The following is a 20,169-nucleotide window of genomic DNA, read 5'->3' as shown; positions in this document are numbered from 1 at the left end:
CGTGGCACAAAGCATGAAGATCGCTATCGTCGATGACGAGCAGGACATGCGGCAGTCGATCAGCCAATGGCTGGCACTGTCGGGCTATGACACTGAAACTTTTCCCAGCGCCGAGGATGCGCTGAAGGCGCTTGGCGCAGAGTATCCGGGGATTGTGATTTCCGACATCAAAATGCCGGGTATGGACGGAATGCAGTTTCTGAAGAAGCTGATGGGCGCGGACAGTTCGTTGCCTGTGATTATGATCACGGGGCACGGCGATGTGCCGATGGCGGTGGAAGCGATGCGCGTGGGTGCGTTTGATTTCCTGGAGAAGCCATTTAACCCAGATCGCATGACGCAACTGGCCAAAAAGGCCACCAATGCCCGTCGTTTGACCTTGGATGCGCGTGCGCTTCGGCGCGAATTGTCGGACGGCGATCAGATTATGAACAAGCTGATTGGGGCGAGCCCGGTGATGGCGCGTCTGAAAGAGGACATTCTCGATCTGGGGCAGGCCGATGGGCATGTTTTGATCGATGGCGAGACCGGCACCGGTAAGACGCTCGTGGCGCATGCGCTGCACGCGGTTGGCAGCCGGGCTGGTAAGAAGTTTGTGCTTGTGAGCTGTGGTGCTTTTGAAGAAGAGGCGCTTGCGAAGCGGCTGTTCGGGCCGATGAACCCGGAAGACAGTCAATTGCCTGCGGTGGAAGAGGCACGAGGCGGGACCTTGGTGCTGGAAGACATCGAGAGCCTAAGTGATGCGCTGCAAGCGAAGTTGCTCAACGTGATCAATGAGCAGGGCACGCCGGCGGAAACGCGGATTGTGGCGATTTCCAATATGCAGGAGCAGGACCGCACCTGCGAAGACGCGCTGCGCTCTGATCTATTCTACCGCTTGGCGGCCTTGCGGATCACGGTGCCGCCGCTGCGGCAGCGGGGGGAAGACATTCTGAGCCTGTTCACACGCCTGTCAGAGCAGTTCAGCGAAGAATATGGCTGTGACGCGCCGAAGGTGAGCGCGCAGGAAGCGGCGCAGCTGTTGCAGGCCCCTTGGCCTGGAAACGTGCGTCAGTTGATCAATCTGGCGGAACGGGCTGTGCTGCAGAGCCGTCGTGGTGAAGGCACCATTGCCTCGCTGCTGATGAGCGATCACGAGGAGATGCAGCCAGTGGTGACCACCGAGGGCAAGCCCCTCAAGGAATACGTTGAAGCGTTTGAGCGCATGTTGATTGACAACACAATGCGCCGCCATCGTGGGTCCATTGCCGGTGTAATGGAAGAGCTGTGCCTGCCACGCCGGACGTTGAACGAGAAGATGGCCAAATACGGTCTTCAGCGTGCGGATTACCTCTGATTTCAGGCCGATAGATTAAGTGAATGCCGCAGCCCCCTGAAGGGCTTGCGGCATTTTCTGTTTGGTGACAGGGTGCGCACCGTTGGCGCTAACGGTATTTGCGGAGCTTTTTAGGTATGACGATGTTGAAATCCCCGGCGGCCTATTTGTTTGATATGGACGGATTGCTTCTAGATACGGAGCGGATGTTTCTGTCAGCCTTCGTGACACTGACGGATGACCTCAAGAACGCGCGAGAAGACGCCGAGGCGTTTTTTGGTGCGTTGGTGGGCACGTCGAGCCAGCATAGCACTGCGCAGTTGCAAAAGTTTCTTCCTAAGAGCACGGATGTGGCGGCGTTTGACCAGCGGTGGCGTGCGCTGCACAAGGAGAATGTCACCAACGGCGTGCCGGTAAAGCCATTTGCTGTTGACGTGCTTCGGACGATCCGAGCGAAAGGGGTACCGATGGCGGTTGTGACCTCCACCCATGGACCGGCGGCGCAGCATCATTTGGAGACCGCGGGGCTCCTGCCGTTTTTTGACACGGTCTGTACCGGCAATGAGGTGGCCGCCAACAAACCTGACCCGGAGCCCTATCTGGAGGGCGCGCGCCGGTTGGGAGTGGACCCGACGCATTGTGTGGCTTTCGAGGATAGTGATTTGGGCACCACAGCTGCGGTGCGGGCCGGGTGTTTTACGGTGCAAATTCCGGACCTGCGTCCGCCAAACACACCCCTGCCGGATTTGGGGCAGTTGATCGCCCAAGATTTGGGCCATGCCGCTGTCCAGATTGGGCTTTTTGACAAGGCGTTAACCTAAGCCAGGTATCCGTCAGACGATTCCCCATTGTGTTTTCCACAGGAGTGGTTTTATGTGGGGGAACGGTCTGCGCAGGCTTTGCGCGCCGTGATGAGTTTCGCTGAGTGTTGCGTATCAGGTGGCCCAACAGGACCCCGAGGGGCAGAGGGCCGGGCACAATACTCAGACCGATTGGGTTCATGAAAATGAACCAGTAGAGACGCCCGCACCGCCATGGCGGAGGGCATGTAACAGGCGCAGGCTCGGACACACCGATTGCCGCGTCGGAGAAGAAACGCGATGAAGCGCGCGAGTAATTTGAGAGACCGAGCAGGGACCGCAAGCGGCCCCATCGGCGGCGCGCATCCCCTCGCTCAGACAAGACACCCCAGACAAGTTCATCGACCCGATCCCCCGGGAGGGGCGCGGCGCTTGCGCGGGTGCAAACGGATAACATGGCTAAGAAAATGCTCATCGATGCCACCCACGCGGAAGAAACCCGCGTTGTGGTGGTGGACGGAAACAAGGTTGAGGAGTTCGACTTTGAATCCGAAAACAAGCGCCAGCTTGCTGGCAACATCTATCTCGCAAAAGTAACTCGGGTTGAGCCGTCGCTGCAGGCGGCCTTCGTGGACTATGGCGGAAACCGCCATGGCTTCTTGGCGTTTTCGGAAATTCACCCGGATTATTATCAGATCCCTGTGGCGGATCGCGAGGCGCTTATGGAAGAAGAGCGGGCCTATGCCGAGTCTCTGAAAGCGCGCGACGAGGAAGAAGAAAAGCCAAAGTCGCGGTCCCGTCGGTCGCGCTCTCGCAAGAAGAAGTCCGAGGATCAGGTGGCCACTGAGGCAGCCGAGACCGCGGCGGTTGAGGCGACATCCGAAGAGCCGGTTGCCGAAATCTCCGGCATGGAAACCATTGATTTGGTGGAAGATGCCGGTGGTGACGAGGACGAAGGCCTGTCGCCGATGGAACTGGTGGAAGAAACACCAGTTGAAGAGCCTGCAGAAGCAGAAGCGCCTGAAGCAGATGCCGAAGCTGAGGTTGACGCCGAAGCGGCTGGGGTTGCGTCAGCAGAGGCCGAAGAGGTTGCTGAGGAAGAGGCTGCAGAGGAAGCGCCGGTAGCGGAAGGCGAAACCTCAGAGGACTCCGAGGCCGCTGAACCAGAAGACACTGCGGACGCAGAAGAGCCTGTGGACGCTGCCGCTGAGGAAACGTCTGAGGACGGTGGGGACAAAGACGAAGGTCCAAAGACCATCGCAGCCAACACCGAAGGTGAAGACGCTGTGGTCAGCAAAGACCCGGAAACCGGTGAAGAAACTGAAACCGAGGCCAGCGCTGCGCCGGAAGGCGACGACGCTGCAGAAGCCGACGTTGCGGTGGAAGAGGCTGTCGAAGAGACCGAAGCGGCTGCGCCGGAAAGTGACGAAAATGCGGATTCTGAGGTAGAGCCTGTAGAAGAAAGTGCCGTGGAAGAGGCGCCGGAAGATGCAGAGGCAGAAACCGCTCAAGTTGAGGAAGTAGAGCCTGCCGCTGAAGAGCCTGAAGTGGCCGGTGATGCGGCGGATAGTTCTGAAGAAGCCTCTGAAAGCGCCGCTCAGGAAGAGGAAACGGTTGCTGACGCCGCTCCGGAAGCTGATGCAGAAGCAGCAGATGGTGCCGATGATGCGGATGCCGATGCGGACTCTGAAGCTTCCTCGGATGACGAAGACACGGGCAAGAAATCTGGCCGTCGTCGCTCCCGTCGTCGTGGCAAGCGCTCCGAGGCGTCTGAGAAAGACGAGAGCATTGAATCTGTCGCAGATGAAGACGACAGCGAGGATATTCGTCCGCCGCGCAAGCCGCGTCCGCGTCGCTACAAGATTCAGGAAGTGATCAAAGTGCGCCAGATCATGCTGGTGCAGGTGGTGAAAGAAGAGCGCGGCAACAAAGGCGCGGCGCTGACCACCTATCTGTCGCTGGCTGGTCGTTATTGTGTTCTGATGCCAAACACCGCGCGTGGTGGTGGCATTTCTCGCAAGATCACCAATGCGGCGGACCGCAAGAAGCTCAAAGAAATCTCCAACGAGATTGATGTGCCGCAGGGCGCAGGGTTGATTGTGCGTACGGCTGGAGCGAAGCGCACCAAGTCCGAGATTAAGCGCGACTATGAGTATTTGCAGCGCCTGTGGGAGCAGATTCGCGAGCTTACACTCAAGTCGACGGCGCCAGCCAAAATCTATGAAGAAGGCGACCTGATCAAACGCTCGATCCGCGATCTGTATTCGCGTGAGATTGACGAGGTTCTGGTGGAAGGTGAGCGCGGCTACCGCATTGCCAAAGACTTCATGAAGATGATCATGCCATCCCACGCCAAAAACGTGAAACGGTATCAGGACAGCCTGCCATTGCTGGCGCGTTATCAGGTGGAGAGCTACCTGTCCGGCATGTTCAACCCGACGGTGCAGCTGAAATCCGGTGGTTACATCGTGATTGGTGTGACCGAAGCGCTGGTGGCGATTGACGTGAACTCCGGTCGGGCCACTAAGGAAGGTTCGATTGAAGAGACCGCGCTGAAGACCAACCTGGAAGCAGCCGAAGAAGTGGCACGCCAGCTGCGTCTGCGTGACCTTGCCGGTCTGATCGTGATCGACTTCATCGACATGGACGAGCGCAAAAACAACACCGCTGTTGAAAAGCGCATGAAGGACAAGCTGAAGACCGATCGGGCGCGCATTCAGGTGGGCCGGATCTCAGGCTTTGGTCTGATGGAAATGAGCCGTCAGCGTCTGCGTCCTGGTATGATCGAGGCGACCACCCAGCCGTGTCCAGCGTGTCACGGCACTGGTTTGATCCGCTCTGATGACAACCTGGCGCTTTCGATCCTGCGTCAGATTGAAGAAGAAGGCACGCGTGGCCGGTCTCGCGAGGTTCTGGTGAAAGCGCCAGTGGCCATCGTGAACTACCTAATGAACCAGAAGCGTGAGCATGTGGCGCAGATCGAAGCGCGCTATGGCTTGTCTGTGCGTATCGAAGCCGATCCACATCTGGTGTCTCCTGACTTCTCGATCGAGAAGTTCAAGACAGCGACCCGTGTTGTGTCAGCGCCAGAGGCGCCGGTTGTGTCCGGTGACATCTCGATCATGGACGCGATTGATGATGCGGACGTGGAAGACGCCGAAGTGATTTCGGAAGAAAAAACCGAAAGCGAGGAAGGCGAAGCCAAGCCGAAGAAACGCCGTCGTCGCCGCCGTCGTCGTCGGGGCAATGGCGAGAATGGCGAAGGTGACGCGTCTGGTGATACATCTTCTGAAGGCGATGCCGATCCAATTGAAGAGGGAGACGCCTCTGAGGGGGGCGACGATAGGCCAGCAGAAGAGGCCGCGGAGGGTGAAGAGAAACCCAAGAAGCGCAGCCGGAGCCGTCGTAGCTGGTCTCGCGGCAAGAAGTCTGAGGCCGCATCGGAAGAGGTGAGTGCTGAGGACGCCGCTGATGAGGCGCCTGCGGCGGACGCCGCGGAAGCTGAGCCTGTGGAAGCGCAGGAGCCTGTGACCGAAGTAGAGCAATCTGAGGCTGCGGACGTTGCTGAGCCAATTGTCTCTGAGCCGGAAACGGAAACCGCTGCGGAAGTGGCAGCTCCTGAACCGGCAGCTGAAGAGGCTGAAGCCCCAGCAGCAGACGCCGAGGCACCAGTGGAAGCCGAAGGTGAACCTGTCACCGAAGTTGCGGTGGCCGAGCCGGAACCGGCAGCCCCACCCAAGCCAAAGCGGCGCGGCTGGTGGTCACGCGGTAAGTAAGTTGGAAGCGCCGGGGGGAGACCCCGGCGTTTTCTTTTGGACGTGTGAAAGGCTGTTCAGACGCTTGATCCGAGGTCCTTGAGCACATGTTTAAGTTTAGTGCGCCGGCAGAAAATTTCTAAGCTGGCTGTTTTCTGAGATTTAAGGTCTGCTTACATCTTCCGGAAAAGGTACGAAAAAATACCTTTTATGCTTGAAGATATTTTAAGCTTAAAAAAAATTTCTCCAGCTTATTGACGGACGCCCCTCAGAACGCCCAAGGTTCCTATTGAAAAAACAAAGAACCAGGGAGCGACAAAATGAAGTTGCGGAGTGCGGCGCTGGCCGCGGCAATGGCATTGGCAGGCGCAACAGCGCAGGCGGATGTGAAAGTTGGAATGATCACCACACTGTCCGGCGGCGGCGCAGGTTTGGGCATCGACGTGCGCGATGGCTTCATGCTGGCCGTGAAGCAGGCGGGCCGGGATGATCTGGAAGTTGTGATCGAGGACGATCAGCGCAAGCCGGACATCGCGGTGCAATTGGCCGACAAAATGATCCAGTCTGAAAAAGTCGACGTGCTGACCGGCATCATCTGGTCCAACCTCGCCATGGCCGTGGTGCCAGCCGCGACGGCGCAGGGAAAATTCTACCTGTCGCCCAATGCGGGCCCATCGCCACTTGCGGGCAAGGGCTGTCATCCGAACTACTTCAATGTCGCATGGCAGAACGACAACTTGCACGAAGCTGCTGGCGCATATGCCAACGATAGCGGTCTGAAGAACAGCTTCATCCTCGCGCCAAACTATCCGGCGGGCAAAGACGCGCTGACGGGTTACAAACGCTTCTTTGATGGTGAATTGGCTGGCGAGTTGTACACCAAGCTGGGGCAGACTGACTACGCCGCCGAAATCGCTCAGATCCGTGCGTCCGGTGCTGACAGCGTGTATTTCTTCCTGCCGGGCGGCATGGGGATTTCCTTCCTGAAACAATATGCGGCCAGTGGTGTGGACCTGCCATTGGTGGGGCCGGCGTTCAGCTTTGATCAGGGTATCCTGCAAGCGGTGGGTGACGCGGCGATGGGTGTGAAAAACACCAGCCAGTGGAACAAGGACATCGACAACGCCACCAACGCGGCATTTGTGGAAACATTCCAGGCTGAGTATGGCCGTTTGCCGTCGCTCTATGCGTCGCAAGGCTTTGACACCGCCAACCTGCTAATCTCTGCGATGGGCAAGGCGGATGTGGCCGACGCAGATGCGTTCCGTGCTGCGCTGAAAGCGGCGGAGTTTGACTCTGTGCGCGGCGACTTTGCCTTTGGTGACAACCACCATCCGGTTCAGGACATCTATGTACGCGAAGTGATCAAGGAAGGTGACGTTTACACCAACAAGATCATTGCGACTGGCCTGAGCAACCACGCGGATGCCTATGCGGCAGACTGCAAGATGTAAGTGACTTCGGGGAGGCCTTCGGGCCTTCCCACCTCCATGCATCTTGGCGGGGTAGGTGCATGATGTTCAGTCTTCAATATCCTGAATAATCTATCTTTTCTGCGCTGATCTTTTGGCGGAGGGGTGCCGCTTTGGCACTGAATGAGGGCAATGACAACACTACTATTCATAGAGCAGATGCTAAACGGGCTACAGTTTGGCGTGATGCTGTTTCTCATGAGCGCGGGCCTGACTTTGGTCTTTGGCGTCATGGGGCTGATCAATCTGGCGCATGGGTCGCTTTATATGATTGGCGCTTTTGCCGCTGCAGCTGTGGCGGCCGCAACCGGCTCCTTTGTGCTGGCCTTGATGGCGTCTTTGGCGGCGGCGGCACTGGCTGGGGCGCTCATTGAACTGACCATCATTCGGCGCTTGTACGACCGGGACCATCTGGATCAAGTGCTGGCGACTTTTGCGTTGATCCTGATCTTTTCCGAGGGCACGCGCTGGATGTTTGGGTCGTTCCCCTTGTTCCTGGATGTGCCTCCGATGTTGGCAGGTCCGGTGACCTTGCCGGGCGGGATCGAGTACCCTGCGTACCGACTGTCCATTATCGTTATTGGCCTCTTGGTGGCGGTTGGCATGTTTGCCCTGATCAATCGCACGCGGGTGGGCATCCGTATCCGTGCGGGTGAAGCCGATCGGGAGATGATTGCCGCCCTGGGCGTGGACATTGCCAAGCTTTACACATTTGTCTTTGCGCTTGGCGCGGCGTTGGCCGGTTTTGCCGGGGCTTTGGTGGGCGCGATCCAGTCGGTGCAAGTGGGCATGGGCGAACCGGTTCTGATCCTGGCCTTCGTGGTGATTGTGATTGGTGGCATTGGCTCGATAAAAGGGGCATTTGTTGGCGCCTTGCTGGTGGGGATCACAGACACAATGGGGCGGTTTTTGCTTCCGCAAATCTTCGCATTGTTCCTTGAACCATCGGCGGCGGTGTCGGTGGGGTCGGCGCTAGCGTCGATGCTGATTTACATCCTAATGGCGGGCGTTTTGGTGTTCCGTCCCCGCGGACTATATGGGGTGGCGTGAGATGACACGGGAAACCTGGATCAATGTGGCCGCGCTGGCGGTTTTGCTTGGGGTGCCACTTTGGGCGTTGATGGCGGATGAGCCTTTTATTATTACACTGGCGACACGTGCCGCGATCTTTGCGCTGGCAGGCGTGGGGTTGAATCTCGCGCTCGGGACTGGTGGTTTGGTGAGCCTGGGACACGCGGCGTTCTTTGGCATTGGCGGCTATGCGATGGGTATTCTGGCGAGCCATGCGCAGTCTTACGCGCCAATCATGGAAGCACCGTTTCTGATCGAAGGCACAAAATCGATGCCGGTGATTTGGCTGGTAGCGATGGTGACAAGTGCTCTGGCCGCGCTGGCGATTGGGGCGTTGAGCCTGCGGACCTCGGGCGTGTATTTCATCATGATCACCCTGGCCTTTGGGCAGATGATCTACTACTTCGCGATCAGCTGGCCGGCTTACGGCGGTGAGGATGGTCTGTCGATCTATGTGCGCAATGAGTTTCCGGGGCTGAACACGCTGGTGCCAATGCAGTTCTTTGGCTTGTGTTTTGCGATCCTGTGTCTGGCCCTGTTGCTGATGAATGCGATCCATAAATCAGCCTTTGGGCTGGCGTTGAGCGCGGCGCGGCAGAATGAGACACGAGTGTTGTCCGTAGGTCTGAAACCCTATCATCTGCGGTTGGTGGCCTTTGTGATTTCCGGCGCGGTGACTGGTCTGGCGGGCGCGTTGTTTGCGGATCTTAACCGCTTTGTCAGCCCGACAATGCTGAGCTGGCAGATGTCGGGGGAGATCATCATTTTCATTATTATTGGCGGCGTTGGACGGCTGTTTGGGCCGGTGATTGGCGCGATGATTTTTATCCTTCTGGAGCATACGCTGGGCGGATTGTCGGAGTTTTGGCACGTTTACCTGGGCGCGCTGCTGCTTGGCATCGTGCTTTTTGCAAAAGGCGGCGTGATTGGTGCCCTTGCAGGTCGGGAGAAAGCCCATGACTGATGTGGTGTTGAGTACGGAGCGGCTTTTTAAAAGTTTTGGCGCTCTGAAGGCCACCAATGATGTGTCACTGGATTTGCGCAAAGGGGAAATCCATGCGCTGATTGGTCCCAATGGGGCAGGGAAGTCGACGTTGATCCAGCAAATCACCGGGCATTTGGCCTCTGACAGCGGCACAGTGCGGCTGATGGATGAGGATCTAACCGGTGTTGGTTCAGCGGAGCGCGCGCGCAGAGGGCTTGGGCGGACGTTTCAGATCTCGTCCTTGGCGATGGAGCACACGGTTTTGCAAAATGCGGTGCTTGGCGCCTTGGGGCAGCGTGGCAATGTGATGTCGTTTTTCAAGCCGGTGATGAAAGATGCGCAGCTTGTGTCGGCGGCGAAGGCGGCCTTGGCGCAGGTTGGATTGGCGGAGTTTGCAGCAACACGCACGGCGGATTTGAGCCATGGGCAGCGGCGGCAATTGGAAGTCGCGGTTGCGCTGACCTTGAAGCCAAAGGCCTTTTTGATGGATGAGCCGATGGCTGGCCTGGGCCTAGAAGGGGCGCAGCAGATGATTGGACTTTTGACAGAGTTGCGCAAAGAGGCGCCCATTCTGTTGATTGAGCACGATATGGACGCGGTTTTTGCGCTGGCAGATCGGATTAGCGTGTTGGTTTATGGCGAAGTGATTGCCACAGGAACACCAGAGGAAATCAAAGTGAATCCAGAAATCCGGCGGGCCTATCTGGGGGATGAGGTGCCAGCATGAGTTTGATTGAGCTAAAAAATGTCGCGGCATTTTATGGCCCCAGTCAGGCGCTATTCGAAGTGTCGTTGAGCGTTGGCGAAGGTGAAGTGCTGGCGCTCATGGGGCGCAACGGCATGGGCAAGACCACCACCGTAAAAGTCATGTGCCGGATGCTGAAGAATTCGGGTGGCGCAGTGCAGTTTGGCGGGCAGGATATTGGCGGTTTGCCATCCTATAAGGCCGCGCGATTGGGTATTGGCCTAGTGCCCGAGGGTCGCCGGTGTTTTGCAAATCTGTCGGTGTATGAGAACTTGATCGCGGCGGCCCGCAAAGGGGCTTGGGACTTTGCGGCGGTGTGCCGGTTGTTCCCGCGCTTGGAAGAGCGGCGAGATCAGTCCGCGGCGTCGCTCTCTGGCGGAGAGCAGCAAATGTTGGCGATTGGCAGGGCGCTGATGACCAATCCGAAGTTGCTTATTCTGGATGAGGCGACCGAGGGGCTGGCACCCGTGATCCGTCAGGAGATTTGGGAAGCAGTCGCCAAGCTCAAAGCCGAAACCGGCATGGCGATCATAGCCATCGACAAATCCCTGAAAGAGTTGGGGCAGGTGGCCGACCGTGCGGTGATCCTTGAAAAAGGGCGCACGGTCTGGACCGGTGGTTTTGACGCTTTGGGGCCGGAAGAGACCGACCGCTATCTTGGCGTCTAGGGCTTTGATTTAGGCAAAACCGGCGCGGTGCGGTCTGTGGACAGCTGCGCGTCGGAAAACACCCATGGGCCGCGCAGGCCGCGCACACCTTCGGCCTCCACCACCATTCCACGGGCCGCGATTTGTGGGTCGGTCAACGCCTGTTCAATGGAGTTGATTGGACCGGCGGGAACAGTCGCTTCTTCGAGTGCCGCCAAAAGTTCTGCTGAGGACCATTTGCTGGTTTCTGATTCAATTTGCGCGGTGAGGGCGTCGCGATTGGCGACCCGCAGTTGGTTGGTGGCATAATCGGGCGCGTCACCCAAATCGCCGCGCGACAGCACTCCGCAAAGGCGTTGGAATTGACCGTCGTTGCCAACAGCAATGATGATGTGACCGTCGGATGTGGGGACCACCTGGTAAGGCGCGATGTTGGGATGCGCATTGCCTTTACGGTTTGGGCTGTCCCCGGTGGCGAGGTAGTTCATCGCCTGATTGGCCAGCATAGCGGTGGCGCAATCCAAGAGGGACATGTCGATATGCTGTCCGCGCCCGGTGGTGTGGCGTTGTTCGACGGCCGCCAGAATACCGATGGTGCCATAGAGACCGGTTACGACGTCTGTGACGGCAACGCCGACTTTTTGTGGTTGCCGCTCCGGCTCGCCGGTGATCGACATCAGTCCGGACATGCCTTGCAACAGAAAGTCATAGCCAGCGCGGGAGGCATAGGGGCCGGTTTGACCAAAGCCGGTGATAGAGCAGTAAATCAGGCGTGGGTTGATTTTGGACAGCGTATCGTAGTCCAGGCCGTATTTCTTCAGACCGCCGACTTTGAAGTTCTCGATCAGGATGTCGGCGTCTTTGATCAGCTCCAGCACCTGTGCGCGGCCTTCCTCGGTACGGAAATCTGCCACCACAGAGATCTTGCCGCGATTGGCGGCATAGAAATAGGCGGCCGTTTTGTCGCCGTCGCGCTCGATAAAGGGTGGGCCCCAGGTGCGCGTGTCGTCTCCCTGGGGGGCTTCCACTTTGATGACCTCAGCACCAAGGTCGGCGAGTGATTGGCCGATCCACGGGCCAGCCAGAATGCGGGCGAGTTCTACAACTTTGAGACCTTTGAGTGGGGTCATGGGAAGCCTTCAGAGATAGGGCGGCGTGCAGGCGGAAACCACCTCCGCCGGTTTGTCAGAGATATTGCGGAAGCGGTGGGGTTGTCGGCTGTCAAACAGATAGCTGTCCCCTGCGCGCAGGATTTGGGTTTGGCTGCCTACGGTCACTTCGATTTCGCCCGAGAGCACGATGCCGCCTTCGTTTGCGGGGTGGGATAGCATGGTTTCTCCGGTGTCAGCCCCTGGGGCATAGTGTTCACGCAGGATTTGCAAGCCGTGGTCTTTGGCGTTGCCTACCTGTTTGAGGGTCAGTTTCGAAGCCTCAGTGCCCAGTTGTGACGTAAGGTCAGAGAGCGCCTCTGGACCAAAGAAGACTTGACCCGGTTCATGGGTTTCCGGCTCAAAAAACTCGGCCATCGACATGCCCATACCGCCCAGAATTTTGCGCAAGCTGGCCACAGAGGGGCTGGATCGGTTGGTTTCGATCATGGATATCTGCCCATGCGGTACGGCAGCATATTGCGCCAGCTGACGCTGGCTTAATCCCGCAGATAGGCGTAATTTTTTAAGGCGATCACCTATGTCAAACGTGTCGCTCATCGGAGCCTCCGCTCTGGGCCTGTGGCTGTGGTATACTGCGCCAACAGGACGCAACGAAACTTTGATCAATAAGGTCTAGCAATGCTCAATATTCTGCGCAATAGAAGGCAAGAAAGTTTTCGCGACGTTGCGACGTTTGTCCTCGGTTGCCTTGACGCAGGGGCAGGGTCGGACATGTTGGGCGGCAACGGAAATTGATGTTTTGCGCCCCTGTGTGGGCGGACAGAAGGAGATACCATGGCCAAGGATCTGGCACCACAGTCCAAACCGGAATTGGGTTCGTTCAACTGGGAAGACCCGTTTCTGATTGAAAGCCAGCTGGAAGAAGATGAGCGCATGTTGCGCGATGCCGCGCGCGCGTATTGTGATGAGAAGCTGGCGCCTCGGGTGACTGCGGCGTTTGAGAAGGAAGAGACCGATCCGGCGATTTTTGCCGAGATGGGCGAGATGGGCCTGCTGGGCACCACCATTCCTGAAGAATACGGCGGCATCGGAGCGGGCTATGTGACCTATGGGTTGGTCGCGCGTGAAGTGGAGCGTGTGGACAGCGGCTATCGCTCGATGATGTCGGTGCAGAGCTCGCTCGTGATGTATCCGATCTACGCTTATGGCTCTGAAGAACAGCGCAAGAAGTACCTTCCGAAGCTGGCGTCTGGCGAGTGGATTGGCTGTTTTGGTCTGACCGAACCGGATGCGGGCTCTGATCCGGGCAGCATGAAGACCACCGCCAAGAAAGTGGACGGCGGTTACGTGCTGAATGGCGCCAAGATGTGGATTTCCAATTCCCCAATCGCGGATGTGTTTGTGGTTTGGGCCAAGTCCGATGCGCACGGCGGCAAAATCCGTGGCTTTGTTCTGGACAAGGGTACCAAAGGCCTGTCCGCGCCAAAGATCATGCACAAGGCGTCGCTGCGCGCGTCGATTACCGGCGAGATTGTGCTCGACAATGTGGAAGTGTCAGAAGATGCGCTGTTGCCAAATGTCGAAGGGTTGAAAGGGCCGTTTGGCTGTCTGAACCGTGCGCGGTACGGCATTGCCTGGGGCGCAATGGGGGCAGCGGAGTACTGCTGGCACGCGGCGCGCCAGTACGGGCTCGACCGTAAGCAGTTTGGCAAGCCTTTGGCTCAGACGCAGCTGTTCCAACTGAAGCTGGCCAATATGCAGACCGAGATTTCGCTGGGTCTTCAGGCGGCGCTGCGGGTTGGCCGTTTGATGGATGAGGCCCAAGCGGCGCCGGAAATGGTGTCGATCATCAAGCGCAACAACTGTGGCAAGGCGCTGGATATTGCGCGTCTGTCTCGTGACATGCACGGCGGCAATGGCATCAGCCTGGAATTTGGTGTGATCCGTCACATGGTGAACCTGGAAACGGTGAACACCTATGAAGGCACACATGACGTGCATGCACTGATCCTTGGGCGTGCGCAGACCGGTCTGCAGGCATTTTTCTGATACTTTTCAGATTGTAATGTCGTAAAGTTAAGGCGCGTCACTGAGGGTGGCGCGCTTTTCTCTTCTAAGAGACGACGTTGCCGCGCGGTCCACCTCAAACGATGATGTGATCACCACGCCAAATAGAATCTTTGCCTGATGCGGGGAATAGCGCTCCAAGCGGACGTCTTCGGCAACCAGTTGAGGGTCGCGCTCCAACGGATTGCCATACCCACCTCCGCCAGGCGTTTGCACGTGCACCCGGTCACCTGCATTTAGCGGAATGTCTTGTTCCTTTGACAAGTGTTCGGGCGTGTAGGGCGCACTATCGCGATACACCGTGACCTTGTTGACCTCGCCGTCACAGCCACCGCGAGCACCTTGCGGACCAAAGCGTCCGTGGTCCATGACGAAGCTGGCCTTGGCCTCACCGCGACGCAATTCGACCTCATAGTCCAGACCAAAACCCCCACGATGTTCACCTGCGCCGCCGGAGCCTTCGTGTAAGGCGTAATGACGATAGAGCACCGGGTAGGCTTGCTCCATGATTTCAATGGGTGGTGCCTTGGAAATGCCGATTGTTGAGCAGCCGTTTGAGAGGCCGTCGTGCTGGGCATTGCCGCCATAACCGCCGCCAGAGATTTGATACATGACGTAGTTGCGACTGCGCGTGGGATCAAAACCGCCAAGCGCAAAGTTTCCGCTGGTCCCAGCGGGAGCCGCTGTGACTTTTTCGGGGATGGCTTGAACGAGCGCGGCAAAGACCGCTTCGGCGATGCGTTGAGATACTTCGGCGGCACAGCCAGAGACCGGGCGAGGGTATTTGGCATCCAGGAATGAATCTTCGATGCCTGTGATAGTGAAAGGTGCAAAAGCGCCAGCGTTCATGGGCACGTCGGGGAAGATATGGCGCATGCCGAGATAGACTGCGCTGTGCGTTGTGGCGCGCACCGAGTTCATCGGACCCAAGCAGGGCGGGCTGCTGCCTTGGAAGTCAAACGTCAGCTCTTCGTCGGTTTTGGTGACATTGAGCGCGATGGTCAACGGCGTGTTCACCACGCCATCGCTGTCCACGTAGGCTTGGGAGCGGTAGATCCCGTTGGGGATGTTCTTCAAGCAGGCGCGCATTTGGGAAGAAGCGCGCATGTTGAGTTCGGAGATTGCGTTGGAAACGGTAGCGTCGCCGTAACGGTCGAGCAGGGCCGCGAGACGGGTTTCACCGACAAGCAGGGCCGCGGCCTGTGCTTGCACGTCGCCAATGCGTTGCTCGGCCACGCGAATGTTGGACTGGATAATTGCAAAAATCTCTTTGTCCAGAACTCCTTGCTTGAACAGCTTGACGGGCGGTAAGCGCAACCCCTCTTGCTCAACGGCCGTCGCGGACGCGGAAAATCCACCAGGCACGGCTCCGCCTGTGTCCGGCCAATGACCTGTGTTGGACAGCCAACAGAAGATTTCTCCGTCACGGTAAAACGGTTTGGCAAAGCGCACGTCCATCAGGTGTGTGCCGCCCAAGTAGGGGTCATTGACGATATAGATGTCGCCCGGGTTGGGCGCCGCGACATCGCTGGAGTTGATCATTTCGATCAAGGTCCGTGTGGAATGTTGCATGGTGCCGACAAACACAGGCAAGCCTGCGGTTCCTTGCGCAATCAGAGCGCCGTCAGAGGCGGCATAGATGCCGTCGGAGCGGTCGTTGGCCTCGGCGATCACTGGAGAAAAAGCCGCGCGGGAGAACGCCAGATCCATTTCGTCGCAAACCTGTTGCAACCCGGCTTGAATGACGGTGAGGGTGATCGGGTCTAGCGTCATGCGCCACCTCCCACATGGAGGATCAGGTTCCCAACGGCATCCGATGTGACGTGATCCTCTGGCGGAACAACAATTGTGGTGTCCATTTGTTCGATGATGGCAGGGCCACTTATGGCTGCGTCGCTTGGCAGTGCCTTCCGATTGCAGACGGGGGTTTCCAACCAGGTGTTTCCGAAGAATACGTTTCGGGTATCGGTTTGGGCGCTTCCCAGAGTTTTCGCGCGGGACGTGGGGCAGGAGAGCAATGAGAGGTCTAAAGGTGGACGGCGGCCTACAATGGAGCAGTTTACGTTCACGATTGCGGCGGGCATGTCGTCAAGCGCAACCTGAAACCGGCTCAAATACGCGTCTTCGAAGAGCGCCTGCAGTGCGTCGAGTGACATCTGCTGGTCGACAACCGGAACGCGGAGAAGGTGGGTCTGGCCGACAAACTGCATATCGAGAGAGAGGATGGTGTCTACGCTGTCCAAAGAGATAGTCTCCTTTGCAATCAGAGCCTTTCCCTTGGATATTAATGTGCCAAAAATGTCAGCTAGCTTGCCCGATGGCAGGTCGAACAAAGGCGTGTTGATTGTGCGCACAAAGTCATGTCGCAAGTCGGCCACCACGCAGCCCAGGGCGTTGGTGAGCCCAGGTCGGGCCGGGATGAGTACGCGTGGGATGTCGAGTTCTTTTGCCAAAGCTGCGGCGTGCAAAGGGCCGGCACCGCCAAACGCAAACAGCGCAAAATCGCGAGGATCGGCGCCAAGAGAGAGCGACACCATTCGGATTGCGCCGGCCATTTTCGTATTTGCCACCTGCACAACAGCTTCGGCGGCTTCGACAGCGGAGCATTTCAAGGCCGGGGCAAGGTGTTCGGTAAAAGCGCGACGGACCTCTTTGGACCGCTGTAACTGTTCGTCCAGTGATAGGCCTGATGGGCGTAGACGGCCAAGAAGGTAGTTGGCGTCAGAGATTGTGGGTTGCGTGCCGCCGCGGCCATAGCAGATCGGGCCGGGGGTTGCGCCAGCGCTTTCAGGGCCAACCTCCAAAAGCCCGCCTCCGTTGATCTTGGCAATTGAGCCGCCACCTGCGCCAACCGTGCGCACATCCACCATCGGCACATGGATGGGCATGCCGTATTCGACTTCGATTTCGTTGGAGACGGAGGGCGTGGCATCCCGGATCAAAGCCACATCCGTTGACGTGCCGCCCATGTCGTAGGTGATCAGGTTGGGTTCATTTGCCGCGCGGCCTGTGAACGCGGCTGCCATGACTCCAGACGCTGGGCCAGACATCACGGTTTTGGCGGCTTCCTTGGAAACCGACTGTGCACTGACCATGCCGCCGTTGCCATTCATGATCAGCAAGTCTCGAGCATAGCCTTGGTCTGTTAAAGCGTGAGACAGGCGGTCCACATAATTACTGAGCACCGGTTGCACGGATGCGTTTACCGCTGCCGTAACGCCGCGCTCATACTCGCGGCTCTCCGACAATAAGGCATGACCGGCGGTGATGTAGTCGTTGGGCCAGAGCTTGTGCAGCACTTCTACCGCCTGCAGTTCATGCGTGGGATTTGCGTAGGAATGCAGGAAGTGCACAACGACAGCCTCACATCCTTTCTCCAGCAAAGTATTGGCCGCCGTTTTGACGGCTTCGATATCGAGGGGCGTGAGAATGTTGCTGTCGCTGTCCATGCGTTCCGGTACTTCAAAGCGCAGATCGCGGGGGATGAGGGGCTTAAATTCACCAAACATCCCATAAGCCTGTGGCCGGGTTCGGCGGCCAAGCTCCAGAATGTCGCGAAATCCTTGCGTGGTGATCAGGCCTGTGCGGGCCAGCTTGCGCTCAAGAACGGCGTTGGTGGTGGTCGTGGTGCCGTGCACAATAAGATCAAGCGCAGCAATTTCGCAGTTGGCCGATGCCAGTGCGTTCAGGACGCCTTGGGACTGATCTTCGACCGTGCTGGGCACTTTGGCGAGGCGGAGACCTTCCGAGCTTAGCGCCACAAGATCGGTAAAGGTGCCGCCGACATCGACGCCCACGACCGTGCCGGTTTGCGTGTTTTCAGATTCGGCCACCCGCGATCCTCCGTGCAAATCCATTTGCATGCAAATGATGGAGGCTGGGATATTTACCTGTCAATCGCTGTGAATTCGAATCGAAGCGGTGACAGGAGCGTCGCCAACAACATAGGCGCGGTGGTCATTTGTGGACAAAGTCACGCGAATCTCGTGCTGACCAGGTGGTAAGTGGCCGACTGTTGTCTCTGCTGAATAGAGGCGGCCAAGCTTCAAGCCGTTGAGGTAAATGTGACCGTGACCCGTGCCGGGAACGTGCGGGCCGTCGACAAGGTTTGGCGTGAATTCGAAGTCCTCAGACGTGACCAAGACTTTCCAGCCAGCCTCGATTTTCGTGGCTTCCAAGGAGATATTTGGCGCCGGTTCGCCGTCGCCGACCTGACAGATGTCACCGATACCGAAAAGTCCGTAGTTGGAAGCGTCACCTTTGGTTTGCGGCGCGATAATCCGAGCGCGAGTGGTGAGCGTTCCGGCATGCGCAAAGGTTAGTGAAATTGGGACCGTGCGGCCATCATCCAGTGATCCAGAAAGGTCGTTGAGTTGTAGAAATACGCCATCTGCGGCCAAGGAAGCTGTACTATCTGCCGGAACGGCAAGCGGTCCATATCGCTCGCTTAGGGTAGCGGTTTGGGCTTCTGGTGAGCTGGCAGAGAGAAGCGTGTCCGGTTGGCCAGCGTTGTCGATTTTCACAAAGACCGCCAGTTGATTGGGGTCGGTTTCCAAGGGCGCGGCGGTGGCGTTGGAGAGGAGTATTTGAGGTGACTTTGCGGGCTTTAGGAACACAATTCCGGCGGCAAAAACTGCTCCGAAGACGGCCCCAAAACCCAAAATCTTTCGCGCTTTCATCTCTTTTGCCCGTCGCTATAGTCGCCGTATGATAGCCACGATGTCCCACACTCCGCCCGTAAACAAGCTTCGGAAACGCATGTTATTCTCTGTGTTTGCAGGTGTTACAACGGTTGGCACCGCGGCGCAGGCACATACTTCGGAGGGTGGTTTTGTGCTGCTGCTGCCGACGGATATGTATATCGCGTCTGGTGTTTTGGCTGTGGCACTCACCGTCGCAATGCTGGTGTTTCTGCCGGACAACGCAGTCAGAAACCTGTTCCGGCCGCTGTGGCTTTGGCGGGTGCAAATGTGGGGTCTGCCGACTGTTACCAGCTTGCTATCCAGCGTTTTTCTACTTTGGCTGGTTTACATCGGTTTGGAGGGACCGCGGGACCCATTGGCCAATCCGCTGCCGCTGACACTCTGGACGGTTTGGTGGGTTGGCTTGGTGTTTGTGCAAGGGTTTGTTGGCGACATCTGGCGCTGGATCAATCCGTGGTCAGGGGTGGTTCGTGTGTTGCGTCCTTTGATTGGATTCCAACCGCTGCTGCGGTTTCCACCGCAAATTGGCCATGCCGTTGGACTGGCGTCCTTTATGGCTTTTGTCGCCTTTTTACTTGCCGACATCGCACCCTCCGATCCGGCCCGGCTTGCCCGAGCGGTCCTGGGCTATTGGATGTTTCATCTGATTGGCGCACTGCTGTTTGGGCCACGTTGGATGTTGAGTGCAGAAGGCATCAGCATGGTGATGCGTCTTTATGCGCGTTTGGCGCCGTTGGGACGTCGCGGCAGTCGGCGAGCTATCGGGTTTTGGGGATGGCAGATTGCGCAGAATACTAAGCTGGCCTTTGGTCCGGCGTTACTTTGTTTGTTGGTTCTCGGCAGTGGCAGCTTTGACGGTGTGAATGAGACTTTCTGGTGGTTGGCGCAACTTGGCCTGAACCCGTTGGAGTTTCCCGGGCGGTCAGCCGTTGTCTGGCAAACGCTCGGCGGCTTGGCGCTTAGCAACCTGCTGTTGGTTGTGGTCTTTGTTGCGACGCTTTGGATGGGCCTGAAGCTTGGTAAAATTACCGACATTGGACTAGGTCAGGCGTTTTGTCTGTTCGCGCCGACGGTGTTGCCCATCGCGCTTGGCTACCACTTTGCCCATTATTTCACGAGCTTTCTTGTGGAGGCGCAATATGCGTTGATCGCGGCGACAGATCCTTGGGCGCGGGGGCAGGATCTATTGGGGCTCGGACAGGTCTACGTCACCACTGGGTTTTTCAACACTCAAGAGAGTGTGCGCGTCCTCTGGCTGTGTCAGGCGGGTGGCGTTGTGATTGGCCATATCGTGGCGGTTTTACTGGCTCATGCCGTGGCTGTGAAACACTTCGGCACTGGCCGTGCGGCGCTGCTGTCTCAGGTGCCCCTCGCTATCTTTATGATTTGCTACACATTTTTTGGCCTTTGGCTGCTTGCATCGCCGCGCGGCTTCTGACACAACACGCGCCCTCTAGACAGAACCGTCATTCATTCGCACTCTAACAGCTGTGAAGA

At 57.7% G+C, this 20,169-nt stretch carries 15 protein-coding genes; 10 read left to right on the top strand and 5 right to left on the bottom strand.

Annotated features, from left to right (window positions below; translation table 11 throughout):
* The first annotated feature begins 1 nt into the window (after position 1).
* The 8 genes from SIB38_RS14310 to SIB38_RS14275 all read left to right on the top strand — a co-directional run bounded on the left by SIB38_RS14310 (position 2) and on the right by SIB38_RS14275 (position 10,811).
* The gene (locus tag SIB38_RS14310; RefSeq protein ID WP_294114860.1) at positions 2 to 1,336 is read left to right on the top strand and encodes a sigma-54-dependent transcriptional regulator; all 1,335 of its coding nucleotides are present in this window, start codon (positions 2 to 4) and stop codon (positions 1,334 to 1,336) included.
* A gap of 116 nt (positions 1,337 to 1,452) precedes the next feature.
* Positions 1,453 to 2,136, top strand: a complete 684-nt coding sequence (locus SIB38_RS14305; protein ID WP_412550433.1) for an HAD family hydrolase — start codon at positions 1,453 to 1,455, stop codon at positions 2,134 to 2,136.
* 434 nt (positions 2,137 to 2,570) lie between these two features.
* Positions 2,571 to 5,891, top strand: a complete 3,321-nt coding sequence (locus SIB38_RS14300; RefSeq protein ID WP_412550432.1) for an Rne/Rng family ribonuclease — start codon at positions 2,571 to 2,573, stop codon at positions 5,889 to 5,891.
* A 299-nt stretch (positions 5,892 to 6,190) separates the two neighbouring features.
* Complete coding sequence (locus SIB38_RS14295) at positions 6,191 to 7,324, top strand: ABC transporter substrate-binding protein (protein ID WP_294114857.1); 1,134 nt, start codon at positions 6,191 to 6,193, stop codon at positions 7,322 to 7,324.
* 150 nt (positions 7,325 to 7,474) lie between these two features.
* Entirely contained in the window at positions 7,475 to 8,392 is a 918-nt protein-coding gene (locus tag SIB38_RS14290) for a branched-chain amino acid ABC transporter permease (protein ID WP_294114855.1), read from the top strand.
* 1 nt (position 8,393) lies between these two features.
* Positions 8,394 to 9,377: a branched-chain amino acid ABC transporter permease gene (locus SIB38_RS14285; protein ID WP_294114852.1), complete on the top strand. Its 984-nt coding sequence runs from the start codon at positions 8,394 to 8,396 to the stop codon at positions 9,375 to 9,377.
* Positions 9,370 to 10,125, top strand: a complete 756-nt coding sequence (locus SIB38_RS14280) for an ABC transporter ATP-binding protein (RefSeq protein ID WP_294114850.1) — start codon at positions 9,370 to 9,372, stop codon at positions 10,123 to 10,125. Before SIB38_RS14285 ends, SIB38_RS14280 begins: the two co-directional genes overlap by 8 nt.
* Positions 10,122 to 10,811: an ABC transporter ATP-binding protein gene (locus SIB38_RS14275; protein ID WP_294114848.1), complete on the top strand. Its 690-nt coding sequence runs from the start codon at positions 10,122 to 10,124 to the stop codon at positions 10,809 to 10,811. Before SIB38_RS14280 ends, SIB38_RS14275 begins: the two co-directional genes overlap by 4 nt.
* On the opposite strand, the gene SIB38_RS14270 is transcribed toward SIB38_RS14275, so the two are convergent.
* A complete protein-coding gene (locus SIB38_RS14270) occupies positions 10,808 to 11,920 on the bottom strand; it encodes a CaiB/BaiF CoA transferase family protein (RefSeq protein ID WP_294114847.1) in 1,113 nt (370 codons plus the stop codon). The two genes, SIB38_RS14275 and SIB38_RS14270, sit on opposite strands and share 4 nt — an antisense overlap.
* Before the next feature lie 9 nt (positions 11,921 to 11,929).
* Entirely contained in the window at positions 11,930 to 12,499 is a 570-nt protein-coding gene (locus tag SIB38_RS14265; RefSeq protein WP_294114846.1) for a cupin domain-containing protein, read from the bottom strand.
* Positions 12,500 to 12,736: 237 nt separating this feature from the next.
* Between SIB38_RS14265 and SIB38_RS14260 the strand changes: the two genes are divergently transcribed.
* Positions 12,737 to 13,951, top strand: a complete 1,215-nt coding sequence (locus tag SIB38_RS14260) for an acyl-CoA dehydrogenase (RefSeq protein ID WP_294114844.1) — start codon at positions 12,737 to 12,739, stop codon at positions 13,949 to 13,951.
* 27 nt (positions 13,952 to 13,978) lie between these two features.
* On the opposite strand, the gene SIB38_RS14255 is transcribed toward SIB38_RS14260, so the two are convergent.
* From SIB38_RS14255 to SIB38_RS14245, 3 genes are read right to left on the bottom strand one after another with little or no spacing between them, the layout of a single operon-like run.
* Entirely contained in the window at positions 13,979 to 15,742 is a 1,764-nt protein-coding gene (locus SIB38_RS14255; RefSeq protein WP_294114842.1) for a hydantoinase B/oxoprolinase family protein, read from the bottom strand.
* Entirely contained in the window at positions 15,739 to 17,802 is a 2,064-nt protein-coding gene (locus tag SIB38_RS14250) for a hydantoinase/oxoprolinase family protein (protein ID WP_412550431.1), read from the bottom strand. The genes SIB38_RS14255 and SIB38_RS14250 overlap by 4 nt, the downstream gene beginning before the upstream one ends.
* A 60-nt stretch (positions 17,803 to 17,862) precedes the next feature.
* A complete protein-coding gene (locus SIB38_RS14245; protein WP_412550430.1) occupies positions 17,863 to 18,525 on the bottom strand; it encodes a copper chaperone PCu(A)C in 663 nt (220 codons plus the stop codon).
* Positions 18,526 to 18,688: 163 nt separating this feature from the next.
* Here SIB38_RS14245 and SIB38_RS14240 point away from each other — a divergent pair, with 163 nt between their 5' ends.
* The gene (locus SIB38_RS14240; protein WP_294114838.1) at positions 18,689 to 20,110 is read left to right on the top strand and encodes a hypothetical protein; all 1,422 of its coding nucleotides are present in this window, start codon (positions 18,689 to 18,691) and stop codon (positions 20,108 to 20,110) included.
* The last annotated feature ends 59 nt before the right edge of the window (positions 20,111 to 20,169 follow it).

The organism is Shimia sp. MIT910701, from assembly GCF_047126315.1.
Classification (GTDB): Bacteria; Pseudomonadota; Alphaproteobacteria; order Rhodobacterales; family Rhodobacteraceae; genus Shimia.
This window is presented reverse-complemented; position numbering and strand designations above follow the sequence as displayed.

Bases quoted from the DNA above. Each gene is read 5' to 3' on its own strand.
- SIB38_RS14305 (WP_412550433.1), top strand. From the start codon at position 1,453: ATGACGATGTTGAAATCCCCGGCGGCCTATTTGTTTGATATGGACGGA.
- SIB38_RS14300 (WP_412550432.1), top strand. From the start codon at position 2,571: ATGGCTAAGAAAATGCTCATCGATGCCACCCACGCGGAAGAAACCCGC.
- SIB38_RS14295 (WP_294114857.1), top strand. From the start codon at position 6,191: ATGAAGTTGCGGAGTGCGGCGCTGGCCGCGGCAATGGCATTGGCAGGC.
- SIB38_RS14290 (WP_294114855.1), top strand. From the start codon at position 7,475: ATGACAACACTACTATTCATAGAGCAGATGCTAAACGGGCTACAGTTT.
- SIB38_RS14285 (WP_294114852.1), top strand. From the start codon at position 8,394: ATGACACGGGAAACCTGGATCAATGTGGCCGCGCTGGCGGTTTTGCTT.
- SIB38_RS14280 (WP_294114850.1), top strand. From the start codon at position 9,370: ATGACTGATGTGGTGTTGAGTACGGAGCGGCTTTTTAAAAGTTTTGGC.
- SIB38_RS14275 (WP_294114848.1), top strand. From the start codon at position 10,122: ATGAGTTTGATTGAGCTAAAAAATGTCGCGGCATTTTATGGCCCCAGT.
- SIB38_RS14270 (WP_294114847.1), bottom strand. From the start codon at position 11,920: ATGACCCCACTCAAAGGTCTCAAAGTTGTAGAACTCGCCCGCATTCTG.
- SIB38_RS14265 (WP_294114846.1), bottom strand. From the start codon at position 12,499: ATGAGCGACACGTTTGACATAGGTGATCGCCTTAAAAAATTACGCCTA.
- SIB38_RS14260 (WP_294114844.1), top strand. From the start codon at position 12,737: ATGGCCAAGGATCTGGCACCACAGTCCAAACCGGAATTGGGTTCGTTC.
- SIB38_RS14255 (WP_294114842.1), bottom strand. From the start codon at position 15,742: ATGACGCTAGACCCGATCACCCTCACCGTCATTCAAGCCGGGTTGCAA.
- SIB38_RS14240 (WP_294114838.1), top strand. From the start codon at position 18,689: ATGTCCCACACTCCGCCCGTAAACAAGCTTCGGAAACGCATGTTATTC.